The organism is Wolbachia endosymbiont of Drosophila aff. chauvacae BK-2020 (assembly GCF_032848195.1).
Classification (GTDB): Bacteria; Pseudomonadota; Alphaproteobacteria; order Rickettsiales; family Anaplasmataceae; genus Wolbachia; species Wolbachia pipientis.
On sequence record NZ_CP136586.1, the window covers coordinates 386,421 to 403,237 of the forward strand.

The following is a 16,817-nucleotide window of genomic DNA, read 5'->3' on the forward strand; positions in this document are numbered from 1 at the left end:
ATTGGTTTCAATTATTGTGCAACTTTATAAATCGTCACTGTTACTTCTACTGACTGTATTAATAGTTATAGTCCTAAAATTACCTGAAAATTTGAGCATTGCAGTAAATTGGTCTCTCCCAATTCTAGATTTTGATTTATCTTTTCGTACCATACTAATATCTTTTTTATCAGTTGCATTTTTAGCTGTTCTACCAGCACAAAATTTGACTTTTTCAGAGATGCTATCTTTTGCTGCTTACACTATTAGTTCACTTTATGCAGTTTTATCTGAACATATGATATTGGTTATAATATTCTGTGAATTAATGACCATCAGTGCATTTTTTATTATCGCAGCTAGCTGTAGAGATAGTGGACCTGCAATAAGGTACGCTTGTGTACACTTTTTCGTTGGAGTTATATTAATAGCAGGATTGGCACTTCAAAGCACTAACCTGATAATTTTGGGTTTATTGATAAACTGCGCTTGTTTTCCTTTTTCATTTTGGGTTGTTGATGCATATCCTGCTGCATCGCTACATGGCACCACATATCTCTCTTTATTTACCACTAAAGTCTCTTTTTTAGTGATGCTTTTACACACTTATAACCTATGGCAAGATTGTACTGAAATATTAGCGCTTGTAGGCGCCATCACTGCAATTTACAGCATTATATTTGCTTCTCTTGAGCAAAATATTCGCAGATTTTTATGCTATAACGTTGTAGGACAAATGGGCTTGCTGATTATTGCAGGAAGTTTGCTCAGTCCTTCGGAAAAAGCAATACCAATTTTGATACTGCATATAATCTTCTCTCTTGTTTATCAATCATTATTGTTTGTGGTCAGTAATTCGATTATTTCACAAACAAAAACAATTAGTTTTAATGGAGTGGGTAAACTGATGTCAGTGGAAGGCATGTGTGCTATAATCGCAATACTTACAATGGCTGCATTTCCTGGAACCGTTGGATTTATCAGTAAATCATATATCACAGCTGAAATTGAAATGAACACTGTTGCCTTAAAAGGGTATAAAAATTTATATAAGCTTCTAAATTTGCTGCTTCATTTAAGCGTGGGGCTAAAGTTTCTTTATTACTTATTTATTGCAAAAAGTAAGTCAAAACCTTTAGCAGAGAGAGGAAGCAAAATGACTATGATTATTTTAGCATTTATATGCGTAATCGCTGGCAATCCTTACTTACCTATTTACAATAAACCTTCGATTTTCGATTTTGTGTACAACACAAAAAATATTTGGTCGCAATTTAATTTATTACTATGTACCACTTTATTGTTTATTCCTTTACGCAAGTTATTTTACCCGAGAGTAAATTTTAAAATGGATGTTGATTGGATTTTTAGAGCTTTCATACCCTATATTATCTTGCTGTTCAATCAGTTAGTCTCTAAAACTAGAGAAATGTTTGCCAGCGTAGTGCAAAACTTGACTAATCCACTTGTTGGTTTATACTTTAATAATATTACTAAACTTAAAGAAGTGCTGAGTTATAACTCAGTGAGTTTTGTTTCAGCTTCTTCTCTCTTTTTAATGAGTATTCTACTAATGCTATTATGTTTAAATCGTTAACTGAAAGTTTAAATTCTGTATTTAGTAAACTGAGAGGAAAATCAATCATTTCTGAAGATGATTTTAATCTTGCCATGCGTGAAATACGCATAGCCTTAATTGAAGCTGACGTTTCACTTGAAGTTGCAAAAAAATTCATCAACGACATTAAAGATAAAGTGATTGGGGAAAAAGTCATAAAAAGTGTTTCTCCAGCACAAATGATAATTAAAATTGTACAGGATAATTTAGTTGCAGTTCTCGGATCAGAGAAAAGTGACTTAAATCTAGCAGTTCAACCCCCTGCTGTGATTATGATGGTGGGCTTACAAGGTGCAGGTAAAACAACTACCTCAGGAAAGCTTGCTTTAAAACTAAAAAAGCAAAAGAAAAAAGTGATGCTTGCCTCTTTAGACATTTATAGGCCTGCTGCCCAGAAACAACTTGAAGTGCTAGGTAAACAAATAGATGTGCAAACTTTACCTGTAGTAATAGATGAGAAGCCCATTACAATTACAAAAAGGGCAATAGCAATAGCAAAGAACGATAATTATGATGTATTAATACTAGACACTGCAGGCAGGCTTCATATTGACAATAATATGATGAATGAGTTGAAAGCCGTAAAGGAAATAGCTTCACCTGCAGAAGTTATTTTAGTAGCCGACGCAATGATAGGCCAGGATGCGGTCAACATTGCCAAATCATTCAATGAGGTAATAGGTGTAACCGGCATTATTCTCACCCGTGTTGATGGTGATGCACGTGGTGGTGCTGCTCTTTCTATGAAAATGATCGCCGATTGTCCAATTAAATTTATTGCTTGTGGTGAAAAATTAAGTGACCTCGATGATTTTTATCCCGATAGAATTGCAAAAAGGATACTTAGCATGGGTGATGTTGTCTCATTGGTTGAAAAAGCTGCTGAGATTGTTGGTCAGGAAGAAATTGATAAGTTACAAAAGAAAGTGAAAAAAGGTAAATTCGACCTAAACGACCTAGTGGGAATGTTAAAAACTCTGAGTAAAATGGATGGCATTAGCAACATAATGAAATTCATTCCTAGTGCATTTACAAAAAAGCTAAGTAGCAGTCTGCCAGATGACAATAAAGTGAAAAAATATATAGCCATCATAAACTCAATGACTGAAAAAGAAAGGCAAAATCCAGATATTTTAAATGGCAAAAGAAGACTTAGAATTTCTAAGGGGTCCGGAACAACTGTCACTGACATTAATCTTCTAATTAAGCAGTATAATCAAATGAGCTCTATGGTAAATAAGTTCAGTAAAGTTGACCATAGTAAACTCAAAGAATCTGATTTGATGGATATGCTAAGCAGAAAGTAAGTCAGCAGGTAGTGGAATGAGACAAATCATCAGTAAACCTTTAGCTATATCAAAAGCGGCTTAGGTCTCGCAAAAAAATTTACAGCTTCTTGCTAGCCAAGAAATTTATTATTAATTTTAAGAAATACTATAGCTGACCCAAGCAACACGTCATACCGCCGCGGTATCTCTAGATCCCGCTAACACGTAGCGGGATGACGAGGCTTACCTTATCGGATTGTTTCAACACGTCATACCGCGATTCATTCGCGGTATCTCATCCGCTAACAAGCAGCGGGATACTATCTACACCGTCATACCGCGATTCATTCGCGGTATCTCATCCGCTAACAAGAGATCCCGCTAACAAGCAGCGGGATGACGAGTTACTATACCGCTGCGAACCGTCATACCGCCGTGGTATCTCTAGATCCCGCTAACACGTAGCGGGATGACGAGGCTTACCTTATCGGATTGTTTCAACACGTCATACCGCGATTCATTCGCGGTATCTCATCCGCTAACAAGAGATCCCGCTAACAAGCAGCGGGATGACGAGTTACTATACCGCTGCGAACCGTCATACCGCCGTGGTATCTCTAGATCCCGCTAACACGTAGTGGGATGACGATTGTCAGGGTAGCTGTCATCCCAGTAGCCTCTTTCTCTTGTCATCCTAGTGCCCTGACTACTTGGATCCAGGAAAAAGAATGGTGTCATGAAAGTAGCTGACACTGGTCTCCATCCAAAAGGGTGTCATCCGAGTAGCTTGACTACTTGGATCCAGGAAACTTAATTGCAAGTAATGCATTGGGTTTGGTGAGTATGGGTTTTGCGTTATAGAATGAAGCACTTTTTGTGAATTTGTAAAGAAAACTGGATCCAAGTAGTCAGGGCACTGGGATGACATCATCCTTTTTTTTGGATTCCAGACTGGAATGACAGCAGTCCTACGTCATACCGCGATTCATTCGCGGTATCTCTAGATCCCGCTAACAAGCAGCGGGATGACGGTTGTCGTTTAGCTATAAATATTTAAGAAATTTACTAAACAGAAAAAAAGGCAAAAGAAGCCCCGTAGTTGGCTAATTACTTACATTATACTTTCAAGTATGGCGTTTTTTTATTCTAAACGCTTAATAACCGCGACTCAGCTGCTTTTAAATGCAACTAACCTTAGCTATAAATGTTTAAGAAATTTACTAAACAGAAAAAAAGGCAAAAGAAACCCTAGGGTAGCTAGTTATTCACTATCCATTTTTTAAGTTGGCGTTTTTTTATGTTTTAAACGCTTTATAAGCGCGTTTCAGCTTATGTAGGTAGAAGTTTGATAAAGACATAAGGTGCACATAGTGCAAAAAATTAAACATGAGACGCCAGATACGTGAGTTTTTTTGTCATTTAATCTGTACAGAGAAGATAAATAAATAGCTTCAGTTTCATGATAAGGGGGCTGGCGGAGTTTGTCAAGTAAGTTTTTTCGTTTCTATTGTAATGACAGTTATGGCCTGTGCAAGAAATCTATTGATTTACAGCAGGTTCTTTGTTACAGTCCACAGTTATGCAAAGAAACTTAAAGCCTCATGAGTTTATTTACAGCCAGTGGTTTACATAATTTGGAGCTGTATAGCTGAGTATTGTATATGATAATATTGATAACAAACGATGATGGCTTTGGAAGTGAAGGAATAAAATTACTCAAAGAGGTTGCACGGAATTTTGCGTCAGAAATATGGATAGTGGCACCAGATACTGATAGAAGCGGAGCTGCAAGATCTCTTGATTATCCAGTGAAACAATCTATTGGAATAAAACAACATAGTGAAAGGGAATTTAGTGTGTCTGGTACTCCTGCAGATTGTGTCATTATTGCGCTAAATAAAGTTATGAATAAAAAACCAGACTTAATATTGTCCGGAGTAAATATTGGATCAAATGTCGGGGACGATATTTGTTATTCAGGAACAATTGGTGCTGTAATGGAAGGTGCTGCAAGGTCTATACCTTCTATTGCGCTGAGCCAAGTTTATCATGATAAAATAGACTGGCACAATACAAAGGTTTTTGCACCAAAGGTTATTGCCAAGCTAGTTAAGGTTGGTTGGCCTAAAAACATAGTGATGAGTGTAAATTTTCCTGCTACGGAAAAAGTAAAAGGAGTAGAATTTGCTGAACAAGGTGAATATAACATTGATGGGGATTTAACTTTTACTGAAAATTCGAATGGCTCTTTTAGCTTAAATTGGTCTCGAGAGCACTCAGGCAGTGGTAGTATAAATAAAATAAAAGAAGGATTTATTACTATTACACCGGTAAAATTAGATTTTACAGATTATGATACTTTGAATACTATGAAAAATTCTTGTGCAGACGAATTTTCTTCTATAGCTGACTGAGAAAAACATTTGCATTGCTCCTAATAGATATTTTCTATTGTGTTATCGCGAGCAATTATTTTTTCTTCACCTGTATCCATGTTTTTAATCTTTAAAGTTTTACTACTCAATTCTTCATCGCCAAAGATTAAAGCAGCTTTAGCATTTGCTTGATTTGCTTTTTTCATTCGGGTTCTGAGCGTTCCGCTATATTCATAGATTACATATAAACCATTTCTGCGCAATTCATTTGCAAGTGTTAAAGCATGTTTTTCAGCCTCTCTACCGATTGGAATTAGGTAAATAGGTCGCTCTTCTTTCGGAGAATAATTGATTAACTCCATTATGCGCTCAATACCCCCTGCAAATCCTATTGCTGGAGTGTGTTTTCCACCTACTGAAGATACTAAATTATCGTATCTTCCACCGGCAAAAACTGCCCCTTGTGCACCTAAATCCTCTGTAACAAACTCAAACACTGTGTGGCAATAATAATCCAAACCTCGAACTAGTTTATTGTTTACGGTATAAGGTATATCAAGAATTGTTAATCCATTTAGTATTTGTTCAAAGAAATCTGAGGACTCTTTCGTATAATAATTGCTGATTTTAGGCGCATCAGAAATTATTGATTTATCTTTCTCATCCTTGGAATCCAGTATTCTGAGTGGATTTTTGATCAACCTATTTTTGCTATCTTCTGATAGATCATTTTGATACTTTGTAAAGTATAAGATCAAAGCTTCTCTATATTTAGTTATTGTTTCACCATCACCTAAAGAGTTGATTTCCAGCTTTACATTTTTATTGATGCCAAATTCAGTTAGTAAGTGCTGAGCGAGTGATATCAATTCAATATCAGCTTTTGGATCTTCTATGCCAAAAACCTCAAAATTTATCTGATGAAATTGCCTTTGTCTTCCCTTTTGCGGTCTTTCATAGCGAAATGCAGGTCCTGTTGAGAATAATTTTATCGGTGTTTGCAGTTTTTTTTCAATGAGTAGCCTGACAATCGCTGCAGTGAACTCAGGACGTAAAGTTATGCTCTTTCCCCCTTTATCATTGAAGCTATACATCTCTTTAGTGATGATGTCTGAGCTATCACCTAAGGTTTTTGTAAAAACCTCCGTGCACTCAAATATTGGAGTTTGGGCGGGCAAAAAGCCGTATAAACTTGAGATTCTGTTTGCTGTTTGCTCTATGTATTTAAACTTGTACCATTCATCAAACAGGAGATCTTTTGTTCCTCTAACCGTTTGATTAGTCATAGTGTGGTCTCTATACCTGCAATCTCTGGTATGTGGTAGCTCAGCATATTTTGCACTCCTTGCTTTAAAGTAATTGCAGCACTTGGGCATCCAGAGCAAGCTCCTTGCAACTCAACATAAACTATTCCATCTTTATAGCCACGAAATTTGATATCGCCACCATCTTGAGCAACTGCAGGTTTGATATGACTTTCCATCAATTCTTTTATTCTATTTACAATTTCTATATCATTTTTATCAAAAAATTCTTCATCTGGATCATTCACTTCTTCTTTATCTAGTGCTTTTCCACCAGAAGTAAAGTGATTCATGATTGTAGTTAAAACTTCTACTTTTAATATATCCCAATTAATTCCATCCAATTTTGTTACTGAAATAAAATCATGACCGAAAAATACTCTTACCACATGCTCTATTTGAAAAAGATTTGCTGCTAGTTTAGAATTTTTTATCTCATTCGCATTTGAAAAATCAGCAGTTTCTCCTTCGTTTAAAATTTCAAATCCAGGAAGGAATTTTAGCGTATTTGGGTTTGGTGTTTCTTCAATCTGGATGAACATGTTATTTACCATGACAATTATAATTGTTACTATTTAATCATAAAATGATAAAAAAATATACATGTCATTCATCTTTTTTCTTTTTTTAGTATTCATAGTAATTACATTTGTCTTGCCTAGCGTTGTTATATTTTTTCTTTTCCTGACAAAAAAAAATAATATGAGTTTCATGATGAACTCTATATTGAGTAAGTTTTTGAACGAATTTAGTAGCAGTAGAAGTTATACTGAAAATTACACTGGTGATAACATGTCCAAGGATGAAGCATTAAAGATACTGGGGCTGAATCCTGAGGCAAGTCAAAATGAAATCAATAAAGCATATCAAAATTTAATGAAATTAGTTCACCCAGATAAGGGAGGCTCGGAATATTTTGCGCAAAAGCTAAATGCGGCACGTGATAAATTGTTAAAAAAGTGATCTTAAAAAAAGTTTTCGTTTAACGAATTTCTTCCTTTGCTTTTTCTAAATACTCCAATATTGCTTCATGTAGTGCAGTCCATGTTATCTGTTCTTCCAGGGAAGGTATAAATTCTTGTCTCCAAGCATTCTTAAACTCCTGAAACCACTGTTTTTCAAAACCCTGAAATTCTAAAGAAATATCTACTTTAAAGCTATCAATTAAACTGGAAACTTCTGCAGCTTTAGAGCTATCTAGTGATTTTAAAGATAACACTCCACTCTTTAAAATCTCTAACTCTTCCAATACATTAAGCTTAAATGGTTTATAGAGTGAAGACCATATGCGATATCTTAAATAAGAATCATAGTATAACTTAATTTTGTACATTAAAGTGGTAGATGCATCAGGAGAAATGTTATTCTCATATTGTGCAAGAGAAGATAATAAATTCTCATAATCTACTTTGCTTAAACATGGTTGTAGAATCGATTTAATTTTTTCACTAAAGGTTAGATAACTAGAAGAAATGCCATGACTATATTCACTAAAGAATTCAGGAAATATATCTGCTTGTTCTAGTTTAAGAGGTAGATCTTTTCTAATTTCTCTTGGTAAATTATGTATTGAAAACTGATAAATAACCCATACAAAATTCTCATCAAACTCATCTGAGTAATCAGCATTATTATCAGGAAAAATTACATTACCTTTCTTATCATTCCAAGGTTCTATCTTATAGAAAAATCTGTTCAGCCTTTGTTTTAATTTCAAAATACCTTCATTTCTATCACCTGCTTTATACAATGTTTTGCCCATTTTGTGTTTAGCATCTTTAGGGTTTATTCTGTCACTTATGTGCAATCCAATTTCATTTTTCTCTAATAACTCCCAATCAAACAATTTGTGTGGATCTGGTTTATGCATTGTATAGCCAAGCTCTGGATCATACACTATAGTTCCTATTTCAGAATGACTAAATATCATATCCCTTTTAATTTTAAAACGCTCCATAAGGTATAAAATCAGCTCTTTAACAGATCTCATTTGCTCTTCCGGAAAAGGCTCAAGTCCTGTGTTTACAATTTCAATACCTACAGAATAGTTGTTAAGCTTCCGTAACTCTTCAAGCTTACTATCTACCTTAACTCTTGCATAACTAATACCAGCATGCCATGCTTCTTTCTCTAATGGAACCATTAAGGTGATGCTGCCATCCCTATCGACAATAAAATGAACTGACAATCCTCTAGCATTCAGCGTATCTTTTGTACCTTTTAGTGTTGATGTTTCAGTATGGTGAACTATAACCATTAACACTTTTTTACCTGCCCTATCACCATAATTTAAAGCTGAAGCTGGATCTAAAAATAACAAATCCTGATCTTTCAATAATGGTAATTTTTCTTGTAAATCTTGAAAATCATTCTCGATATTGCTTGAACTGGATACTTGCCCAGATATGAGAAATGCTGAGACAGTAATCAGTAAAACTAATAAATATTTGTTGACTTTAGATAGTTGGATTTTCATACCATCTTCATAAACACTTTGTAGATAATTTTTCATTATATAGTTAGAATAGGGTTGTTGAATAAATTTACAAGACAAAATCATACTAGTCTGGTAGTAGTAACATGTTCAGAGATGGAGCATTTAAAGTGCTAGGAATAGATTCTGGAGCGAACCACAATGAAATCAATAAAGCATATCAAAATTTAATGAAATTAGTTCACCCAGATAAAGGAGGCTAGGAATATTTTGCACAAAAATTAAACGCAGCACGTGACAGGTTGCTGAAGAGGTAATTAATATTGCTTTAAAGTTTTTATTTGTGCGTAAAGGATAAGTTGCTACAATAAAAAAATAAGATAAAAGTAGCAATGGACATGTGTTCAGAAAGGTTTAAGTTATGCAGGAAGATAACAAAAAAGAAACAATAAAAGAAGAAAAAGGCATATTAGGATGGATAGAATATAGATTGCCTATATTTTCTTTTCTAAGACACACTGCTTCTTACCAAGTGCCAAAAAACTTAAATTATGCTTGGAACTTTGGCTCTTTGGCTGGTATAGCGCTGATTTTACAAATAATAACAGGTATATTTCTTGCTATGCACTACACTCTGCATGTTGATTATGCGTTTAATAGTGTAGAGCGCATAATGCGAGATGTGAATTACGGGTGGTTAATACGCTACACTCACGCTGTTGGAGCATCGCTCTTCTTTATGGTAGTCTATGTTCATATAATGCGTGGATTATATTACGGATCTTATAAAAGACCGAGAGAGATGGTGTGGTTTATTGGAATATTTATATTTTTTGCAATGATGGCAACTGCCTTTATGGGATATGTATTGCCTTGGGGACAAATGAGTTTCTGGGGTGCAACAGTTATAACCAACTTATTTTCTGCTATACCTTTAATTGGCAATAAAATAGTTATATGGTTATGGGGTGGTTTTTCAGTGGATAACCCAACACTTAACCGTTTTTTCGCCCTGCATTATCTTCTGCCTTTTGTTATTATTGCTTTAGCTATGCTTCATGTGATAGCTCTGCATAGGTTTGGCTCTGGTAACCCAAGTGGAGTGGAGGTAAAATCAGATAAGGATACCATCCCTCTCTATCCTTATTATGTAGTCAAGGATTGCATAACTTTTGGTCTGTTTTTTGTAGTTTTGTTCGCATTTGTTTTCTATGCTCCCAATTATCTTGGGCATCCAGACAATTATATAGAAGCTGATTCTATGGTCACTCCGGTACATATAGTGCCAGAGTGGTATTTTTTACCTTTTTATGCAATGCTACGTTCAATTCCAGATAAACTTACTGGTGTGCTTACCATGTTTGCGTCTATTTTAGTGTGGTTTTTGTTACCTTGGCTTGATAAATCAAAAGTTAAAAGTGGTGCTTATCGCCCGGTGTTTAAGAAATTTTTTTGGGTTTTTGCAATAAATTTTGTACTTCTTGCCTGGCTTGGAGGACAAGAGGTAAAAGAGCCTTACATCACTATGAGTAGGCTATCTACTCTTTATTACTTTGCATACTTTGTGATAGTTTTACCACTGCTTAGTAAGTATGAAAAGCCAAAAGAACCACCAAAAACCTTAAGTGATTCTGTGCCGGAGATGAGGTGATGTCAATTCAAAGCAGATCTCTTACAAAATTCTCTTTCATCCCAGAGCTCTCTTCTGTCATCCCAGAGCCCTCTTTTGTCATCCCAGTGCTTGACACTGGGATCCAGAAAAAAAATAAATGGATTCCAGCATCATGTACACAATTGTATGAACGTTGTATACAACACACAGTGTCATTCCACTATCTTCCGTTGTCATCCCAGTGCTTGACACTGGGATCCAGGTATAAAAATACTTACAAATCATGCAATGGACAACAGATTCTAGGAGTGCATGATAACCATAATGTCAGTGATGAAATAAGCTGGATTCCAGTATCAGCTACTTGCATGACATCAATTCGAAATTTACTAAAACAGTGGTTATGCATGGGATCTAATGTATTTGCAATCTTCTGCATGTTATTTCTATCTAGTCTTATATCTGCAGAAGAATTTAAATCATCACCAAATAAGAAAATAGACTGGAAATTTGATGGAATTGTCGGATCTTTCGATAGAGAGTCAATTCAGCGTGGCTATAAAGTGTATAAAGAAGTCTGTGCTGCTTGTCATTCAATGAATAGGGTAGCATTTCGTAATTTGCAAGATGTCGGTTTTTCTGAAGAAGATGTAAAACAAATAGCAGCTTCTTATCAAGTTAAAGATGGTCCGAATGATTTGGGTGAAATGTTTGACAGACCTGGAGTACCTTCGGATTATTTTATTGCGCCTTTTGATACAAAAGAAGCAGCTGCAGCAAGCAACAATGGTGCAGTCCCACCAGACTTATCATTAATTATTAAAGCAAGGCATGATGGTGCAAATTATGTCTATTCATTGTTAACAGGCTATCAAAACGGCGAACACGATGAAAATGATTTATATTTTAATTCGTATTTTCCAACAGGCAGATTAGCTATGGCGCCACCACTTTCTGAAGGAATGGTGGAATATGATGGTGCAAGGCAAGCCACAGTTGAAAATATGGCGTATGATGTGATAAATTTTTTACAATGGGCAGCAGAGCCAGAATTAGAGCGCCGGCATAAACTTGGATTAAAAGTAGTGGCGTATTTTATAATTTTAACAGTGTTTTTTGTATTAACTAACAACAAAGTTTGGAGCAAGCTCTATAAAAAGAAGTGATAGTCAATTTTGCCTCAAGCACAATGGTTGTCATCCAAGTAGCTAACACTGATTCCTTTATGACGGTGTCATCCGAGTAGCTGACACTGGGATGGCTTTGTCGCATCGTACCTTATACGGTAATAATTTACGATAAATTCATGTAGCCATTTCGAATTTAGCCATACCAATGTCAGTAAATTTATTAAGCAAACAGCACTTAATGAGCAGTTCTTTTTCACGATTTAGAGGTTGTCCGGAAACTAGTAAATTCAAGCATATTCCCTCTTTAACATAACCCTACTCATAGCTAGGTATATGAAATTCTCAGTGGATGTTGTGAGTAAATCATACTCCTTCGATAGCCTTCTATTCCTATTAACCCAAGCAAAAGTCCTTTCTACAACCCATCTTCTTGGCTGTACTTTAAACCCTTGTTCTCTTGTTGGTAGTAGCTCAGGTGGCGTATCTTTGTGCACCCAAAATCTACATGGAGGCCTTTTAACAATTTCAATATCTATGTCATATTCTTCCTTTATGTGATTCTTTAAATTTCTTCCTTGGTATCCCATGTCAGCCCACATTTTTTTAACTTTAGTATATTTTGTTCTCATATTGTTTAATGCTATTTTCATACCATCTCTATCATTTTCGTTAGCAGCGCCTACGTAACAACCTAGTATAAAACCCTGAGTGTCTGTAATTATATGCCTTTTTCTACCCTTTACTTTTTTACTTCCATCATAGCCTTTGATCCCCCTTTTCTGTAGTCTTTACAGATTGACTATCTACTATACAGGCACTCGGCTGCTCATTCCTTCCTATTTTTCTTCTACTATATTTTGTAATTTCATAATTCATTTTCTCAAAAATTCCCTGCTTCTTCCATTGCCTGAACTGCTCATACACAGTCTTCCATAGCGGAAAATCATTTGGTAAATACCGCCATTGACACCCTGTACGCAATACATAGAAAATTGCTTCTAATATTTCTCTTTTGCTATACTTTGGCGGCCTTCCTCCTTTCTTGTATGATACTCTGAAGTGTTTTTCTATTCTTGCCCATTCCCTTTCGCTTAGATCTGTTGGATACTTTTTTCTCATCTTTACCCCGTACTAAAATTTCAGATATTATAGCCTTTTACTTGTTTCCGGACAACCTCTTATAGCTCTTTTCATAGAAGTCCGGATGTGATAAGGATAGATAATGATAAGGAGGTTGAATGCCAGCAGCATATAGTTATGATTTAAGAAAAAAAGCAATGGAGGCGCTAGACGAAGGAGAAAGCAGAGAAGCAGTGGCAGCAAGATTTAAGATTGGACGAACTACTTTATGGGAGTGGCAGCACTGTAGGCTTGACCATAAATTATGTTAAGATAGAAAATGACTATTTTAGATAGAGCTTGATGTAATGCAGTGCGATACAAAATAACGGTAGAATATAATGGTAGTAATTTCTCTGGTTGGCAAAAACAGCAACACTCTGCTAACTCAATCCAGGAGAAGATAGAAAATGCTATATTTAATTTTAGTGGTGAGAAAGTTACTTTGTACTGTGGTGGCAGGACTGATGCAGGAGTTCATGCTTTAGGACAAGTTGCTCATTTTGATATGGAAAAGGAATTTGAGCTTTATAGAATAAGGAATGCAATAAACTATCATTTAAAATCAATTCCTATAGTCGTGCTTAATGCAGAAGTTGTAGATGATGCTTTTCACGCACGGTTTTCAGCAAAAAAAAGATATTACGAATATAGAATAGTTAATCGCTATGCTCCTGCCGCTCTGGAGACGGGTTATGTATGGCAAGTGTTTAGCCCACTTGATGTAAATATTATGCGTGAAGCTGCTAAACATCTACTTGGAAAACATGACCTTTCAAGTTTCCGTTCAAAAGATTGTCAAGCCGCAAATCCGATAAGAACAATTGATGATATCGATATAATACAAAATGAGAATCATATACACATCAAAATATCTGCTATTTCCTTTTTACATAACCAAGTGAGGATTATTGTGGGTACTTTAGTTGAATTTGGAAAAAATAGAACCAATCCGCAAGAAATGCTAAATATATTAAACCAATGCAAAAGAAGTGCCGCTGGAGTTACTGCACCACCTTTTGGCTTATATTTGGTAAAGATAGATTACTAATTTAATAAAAGCTAGTGAAATAAGTGCCATACCGCCACGGTATCTCCAGATTCCGCTAACAAGCAGCGAGATGACGAGTTTAAGTTCTCATTGGCATTACTACATATAATGCACTTGAATCGTCTTCATCAGTGATAATTGTAGCACTATTACCATCGGCTAAGCTAAACTTACATTTATTTTTTATGCAGGATAGAACATCAAGTAAATAACGCGAGTTGAACCCTATTTCTATAGGGGCTTCATTGTAGTCCACTTCTATGGATTCAGTTGCATCACTGCACTCTTGGGAGTTTGAATGCAGAGTTAGCAGCTTTTCTTGTAGTGAGAATTTAATAGATTTTACTTTATCAGATACAACAACGGAAACTCGATCTATAACGTCTGAAAGTTTTTTACTTTCAATAATCATATGCTTATCTTGAGATGCTGGAATAACTGCTTTATAATTTGGAAAAGTTCCATCTATTAATTTTGATATTAGAATATATTCACCGCATGTAAACTTGATTTTTCTGTCTGAGAGTTTTACTTTAATTTCATTACAATCGTCCAATATTTTTAACAGCTCCATAACAGTTTTACGTGGAATGATCACACCAAATTCGCCATTGATGTTCCCAGGCTTTGGCCTCTTTATACATGATAAACGATGGCCATCAGTTGCAACGCAGTACAGAAATTGCTCATCTGTATGTAGATATATTCCATTTAAATTATACCTTGTATCATCTAGTGATACAGCAAATTTTGTTTTAGTTAATAAGTCTATCAGGTCTGTATTTAGTAGAGTAAAATCATGTTTATAATTGTCTTCTTCAAGAGCAGGAAAGCTGCTTGAAACTACATTCGGTAAAAAAAAGTTTGCATTTCCGCAAGACATCAATAATTTTCCTTGGTTGTTTACTTCAAAATTGACATCCAAATCAGCGGGTAACTTCTTCACTATGTCATGTAAAGTATGCGCTGAAATTTTTACTTCTCCTTCTGTTAATACGGTTGCAGCAAGTGAGGCAAACATTGAAATGTCAAGATCAGTTGCCATTAATTTTATGCTGCCGTGTTGTGCTTTGATATTTATACACGCCAAAACATCTATTGCATTACGCCTTTCAACCACTCCACTTACTCTGGATAATGTATTTAAAAGACTTGTGCGGCTCACGCTAAAACGCATCTGCTCGCACACAGAATTTTGCTTTTTGATTTCTGTATCTACACCTGCAACCTCTGACATTGCTAACTCTCAAAAATATATTTTAAATGATATCCACATCCCATATAAAGTAAAGTGCTATTTATATTTCCATTGAAAGAGTAGTCTAGTTTATACTATAGCTGGGTATTCTGTTACAATAATTTACTTTGTATGGCATAAATCATGCATTTTTTGATACGCTTTTTGAAAACCAAGTAGGGAATAAGTATCATCAATGGTCACTGTTTTTGTTTTTCCATTAACTACCATTGATAATCCCTGCTTCATTTTTAGAATGAGATCTTGATCTATTTTTGTATGCTCTGCCCACGCAAAACTTCCCTGTATTATGGGCAGTGTATATTTAATTTTTTTGTCGATATTGAGAGCTACAGGCTCCTTATCATACTGAAAACCAGAGGTAACGCTTACCTCATCTGCTTTTTTATCAACATAACTAACCATTACATACGGCTTGCGATTGGTTGTATAATATTCGCTTTTTTTTTTAGGATAGGATACAATATAACATACTTTCTCTCCATCTTCCAATGCAGTATACACGAGCCAATCTTTATATTTTTCCTTCAATTGTACATCACTAACCGATGCAAAAGCGCCTATCGAAAAAAATATTAGAAATATAAAAAAACTACGCATGCAAACCAAATTTCAAACTTTCAGATTGTATATATTGTTTTACCTTAGCCATCGCCTGCTCAGCCAACTGCCTTATTCTTTCTCTTGAAACACAATATTTTTTACTAAGTTCATCCAGAGTTTGAATGTTTTCAGACAAATATCTACTGATAAAAATGTCTTTTGCCCTTTCGTTGAGACTCGCTAGTGCATTGTTTAAAATTGTTTCTTTTAATTCTTTTTCTTCATGATTCTGATAGGTTACTTCTTGACTGACCAAGTTACATGGGATCATATCTTGCAACTCCCTTTTAGAGTCATCACCTATTTTTATGCAATCGTTTAGCGACTGATCCTTACAAGCCATACGGTAATTCATCTGCAGAACATCTCCTTCGGATACAGAAAGCTCATTAGATATTGCTTTTATTTCTTCATTATTTAAAGTTTCCCTGTTTGTATACTGTAAAATTCTTTTTTTTATTTTACGTAAACTAAAAAACAATCTTCTTTGTGCTTGCGTTGTGCCTATTTTCACAAACGACCAAGATTTCAATATAAAGTCTTTTATTGAAGCTTCAATCCACCACACTGCATAAGTTGAAAAACGAAACCCTAAATCAGGATTAAACTTTTTCACTGCGTGCATTAAACCCATATTTCCTTCCATAACCAGGTCCATCAACAATAGCCCATAATTTTTGAATTTCATTGCAATTTTCACTACCAAATTCAAATGGCTGGTAATCAATTTATGAGCAGAAGAAACATCCTTATATTGGTTCCAATTTTTTGCTAATCGTACCTCTTCCTCTTGAGACAGCATAGGAAATTTTTGCACCCTAGCAATATATTGCATGAGATTGGTTCTGCTATCGACACATAAGTTTGCCATTGAGGTCAACATAACAACTTAAATCAAAACTTCATGCATATAATATATTGATTTTCCAGCAAAAATTCAAGCTTTGATTTGAAAAAAGTACAAATTTTCCATCTAATTTCTTGGAGACAGTAGGCCGCAGTGTTAGCTAATTGGATAACATTATGTAACCTTAGATGATATTCTACCAGTACAATGGTAAACGTT

At 35.2% G+C, this 16,817-nt stretch carries 15 protein-coding genes and 1 pseudogene; 9 read left to right on the plus strand and 7 right to left on the minus strand.

Annotation, left to right across the window (positions count from 1 at the left end; all coding sequences use genetic code 11):
* The first annotated feature begins 16 nt into the window (after positions 1-16).
* From R0F62_RS02020 to surE, 3 genes are all read left to right on the plus strand, one after another.
* Complete coding sequence (locus R0F62_RS02020; protein ID WP_038228212.1) at positions 17-1,576, plus strand: proton-conducting transporter transmembrane domain-containing protein; 1,560 nt, start codon at positions 17-19, stop codon at positions 1,574-1,576.
* A complete protein-coding gene (gene ffh, locus R0F62_RS02025; protein ID WP_274979326.1) occupies positions 1,561-2,904 on the plus strand; it encodes a signal recognition particle protein in 1,344 nt (447 codons plus the stop codon). Before R0F62_RS02020 ends, ffh begins: the two co-directional genes overlap by 16 nt.
* Positions 2,905-4,526: 1,622 nt before the next feature.
* On the plus strand, positions 4,527-5,279 hold the full coding sequence (surE, locus tag R0F62_RS02030; RefSeq protein ID WP_010081939.1) for a 5'/3'-nucleotidase SurE: 753 nt from the start codon (positions 4,527-4,529) through the stop codon (positions 5,277-5,279).
* Between the two features lie 20 nt (positions 5,280-5,299).
* Here surE and hisS read toward each other — a convergent pair whose 3' ends face one another.
* Together hisS and R0F62_RS02040 are read right to left on the minus strand one after the other, a co-directional pair.
* Positions 5,300-6,526: a histidine--tRNA ligase gene (gene hisS, locus R0F62_RS02035; RefSeq protein WP_010963026.1), complete on the minus strand. Its 1,227-nt coding sequence runs from the start codon at positions 6,524-6,526 to the stop codon at positions 5,300-5,302.
* On the minus strand, positions 6,523-7,086 hold the full coding sequence (locus tag R0F62_RS02040; RefSeq protein WP_022626407.1) for a NifU family protein: 564 nt from the start codon (positions 7,084-7,086) through the stop codon (positions 6,523-6,525). Before R0F62_RS02040 ends, hisS begins: the two co-directional genes overlap by 4 nt.
* A 160-nt stretch (positions 7,087-7,246) precedes the next feature.
* Between R0F62_RS02040 and R0F62_RS02045 the strand changes: the two genes are divergently transcribed.
* The gene (locus R0F62_RS02045) at positions 7,247-7,507 is read left to right on the plus strand and encodes a J domain-containing protein (protein WP_227738613.1); all 261 of its coding nucleotides are present in this window, start codon (positions 7,247-7,249) and stop codon (positions 7,505-7,507) included.
* Positions 7,508-7,526: 19 nt separating this feature from the next.
* Here R0F62_RS02045 and R0F62_RS02050 read toward each other — a convergent pair whose 3' ends face one another.
* Positions 7,527-9,056: an N-acetylmuramoyl-L-alanine amidase gene (locus R0F62_RS02050; protein WP_317051398.1), complete on the minus strand. Its 1,530-nt coding sequence runs from the start codon at positions 9,054-9,056 to the stop codon at positions 7,527-7,529.
* Between the two features lie 68 nt (positions 9,057-9,124).
* On the opposite strand from R0F62_RS02050, the gene R0F62_RS02055 reads away from it, so the two are divergent.
* The 3 genes from R0F62_RS02055 (at position 9,125) to R0F62_RS02065 (ending at position 11,756) form a co-directional block, all read left to right on the plus strand.
* A complete protein-coding gene (locus tag R0F62_RS02055) occupies positions 9,125-9,241 on the plus strand; it encodes a J domain-containing protein (RefSeq protein ID WP_274978961.1) in 117 nt (38 codons plus the stop codon).
* A 158-nt stretch (positions 9,242-9,399) separates the two neighbouring features.
* Entirely contained in the window at positions 9,400-10,629 is a 1,230-nt protein-coding gene (locus tag R0F62_RS02060; RefSeq protein ID WP_274978960.1) for a cytochrome b, read from the plus strand.
* A gap of 368 nt (positions 10,630-10,997) precedes the next feature.
* The gene (locus tag R0F62_RS02065; RefSeq protein ID WP_010963022.1) at positions 10,998-11,756 is read left to right on the plus strand and encodes a cytochrome c1; all 759 of its coding nucleotides are present in this window, start codon (positions 10,998-11,000) and stop codon (positions 11,754-11,756) included.
* A gap of 251 nt (positions 11,757-12,007) precedes the next feature.
* On the opposite strand, the gene R0F62_RS02070 is transcribed toward R0F62_RS02065, so the two are convergent.
* Positions 12,008-12,839 (minus strand): IS5 family transposase gene (locus tag R0F62_RS02070; protein WP_394356546.1). Its coding sequence is split into 2 segments (ribosomal slippage): positions 12,008-12,497 and positions 12,496-12,839, totalling 834 coding nucleotides; the frame shifts between segments, so codons are not numbered across the junction.
* A 119-nt stretch (positions 12,840-12,958) separates the two neighbouring features.
* On the opposite strand from R0F62_RS02070, the pseudogene R0F62_RS02075 reads away from it, so the two are divergent.
* A pseudogene (locus tag R0F62_RS02075) lies at positions 12,959-13,081 on the plus strand (IS630 transposase-related protein); the annotation flags it as partial.
* A gap of 71 nt (positions 13,082-13,152) precedes the next feature.
* Positions 13,153-13,890 (plus strand): tRNA pseudouridine(38-40) synthase TruA, encoded by a 738-nt coding sequence (gene truA, locus R0F62_RS02080; protein WP_274979061.1) that lies wholly within the window; start codon positions 13,153-13,155, stop codon positions 13,888-13,890.
* A 79-nt stretch (positions 13,891-13,969) separates the two neighbouring features.
* On the opposite strand, the gene dnaN is transcribed toward truA, so the two are convergent.
* The 3 genes from dnaN to R0F62_RS02095 form a co-directional block, all read right to left on the minus strand.
* Positions 13,970-15,127 carry a DNA polymerase III subunit beta gene (gene dnaN / locus R0F62_RS02085; protein ID WP_317051399.1) on the minus strand — a complete coding sequence of 386 codons (1,158 nt, stop codon included), beginning with the start codon at positions 15,125-15,127 and terminating at the stop codon, positions 13,970-13,972.
* A 123-nt stretch (positions 15,128-15,250) separates the two neighbouring features.
* Entirely contained in the window at positions 15,251-15,748 is a 498-nt protein-coding gene (locus R0F62_RS02090) for an invasion associated locus B family protein (RefSeq protein ID WP_006279310.1), read from the minus strand.
* Positions 15,741-16,634: an RNA polymerase factor sigma-32 gene (locus tag R0F62_RS02095; RefSeq protein ID WP_038199346.1), complete on the minus strand. Its 894-nt coding sequence runs from the start codon at positions 16,632-16,634 to the stop codon at positions 15,741-15,743. Before R0F62_RS02095 ends, R0F62_RS02090 begins: the two co-directional genes overlap by 8 nt.
* Positions 16,635-16,817: the final 183 nt, after the last annotated feature.

Excerpts from the sequence above, each read along its gene's own strand:
- R0F62_RS02095 (WP_038199346.1), bottom strand. The coding sequence starts at position 16,634 with ATGTTGACCTCAATGGCAAACTTATGTGTCGATAGCAGAACCAATCTC.
- R0F62_RS02045 (WP_227738613.1), top strand. The coding sequence starts at position 7,247 with ATGAGTTTCATGATGAACTCTATATTGAGTAAGTTTTTGAACGAATTT.
- R0F62_RS02050 (WP_317051398.1), bottom strand. The coding sequence starts at position 9,056 with ATGAAAAATTATCTACAAAGTGTTTATGAAGATGGTATGAAAATCCAA.
- surE (WP_010081939.1), top strand. The coding sequence starts at position 4,527 with ATGATAATATTGATAACAAACGATGATGGCTTTGGAAGTGAAGGAATA.
- R0F62_RS02060 (WP_274978960.1), top strand. The coding sequence starts at position 9,400 with ATGCAGGAAGATAACAAAAAAGAAACAATAAAAGAAGAAAAAGGCATA.
- hisS (WP_010963026.1), bottom strand. The coding sequence starts at position 6,526 with ATGACTAATCAAACGGTTAGAGGAACAAAAGATCTCCTGTTTGATGAA.
- R0F62_RS02065 (WP_010963022.1), top strand. The coding sequence starts at position 10,998 with ATGGGATCTAATGTATTTGCAATCTTCTGCATGTTATTTCTATCTAGT.
- R0F62_RS02040 (WP_022626407.1), bottom strand. The coding sequence starts at position 7,086 with ATGTTCATCCAGATTGAAGAAACACCAAACCCAAATACGCTAAAATTC.
- dnaN (WP_317051399.1), bottom strand. The coding sequence starts at position 15,127 with ATGTCAGAGGTTGCAGGTGTAGATACAGAAATCAAAAAGCAAAATTCT.
- ffh (WP_274979326.1), top strand. The coding sequence starts at position 1,561 with ATGTTTAAATCGTTAACTGAAAGTTTAAATTCTGTATTTAGTAAACTG.
- R0F62_RS02055 (WP_274978961.1), top strand. The coding sequence starts at position 9,125 with ATGTTCAGAGATGGAGCATTTAAAGTGCTAGGAATAGATTCTGGAGCG.
- R0F62_RS02090 (WP_006279310.1), bottom strand. The coding sequence starts at position 15,748 with ATGCGTAGTTTTTTTATATTTCTAATATTTTTTTCGATAGGCGCTTTT.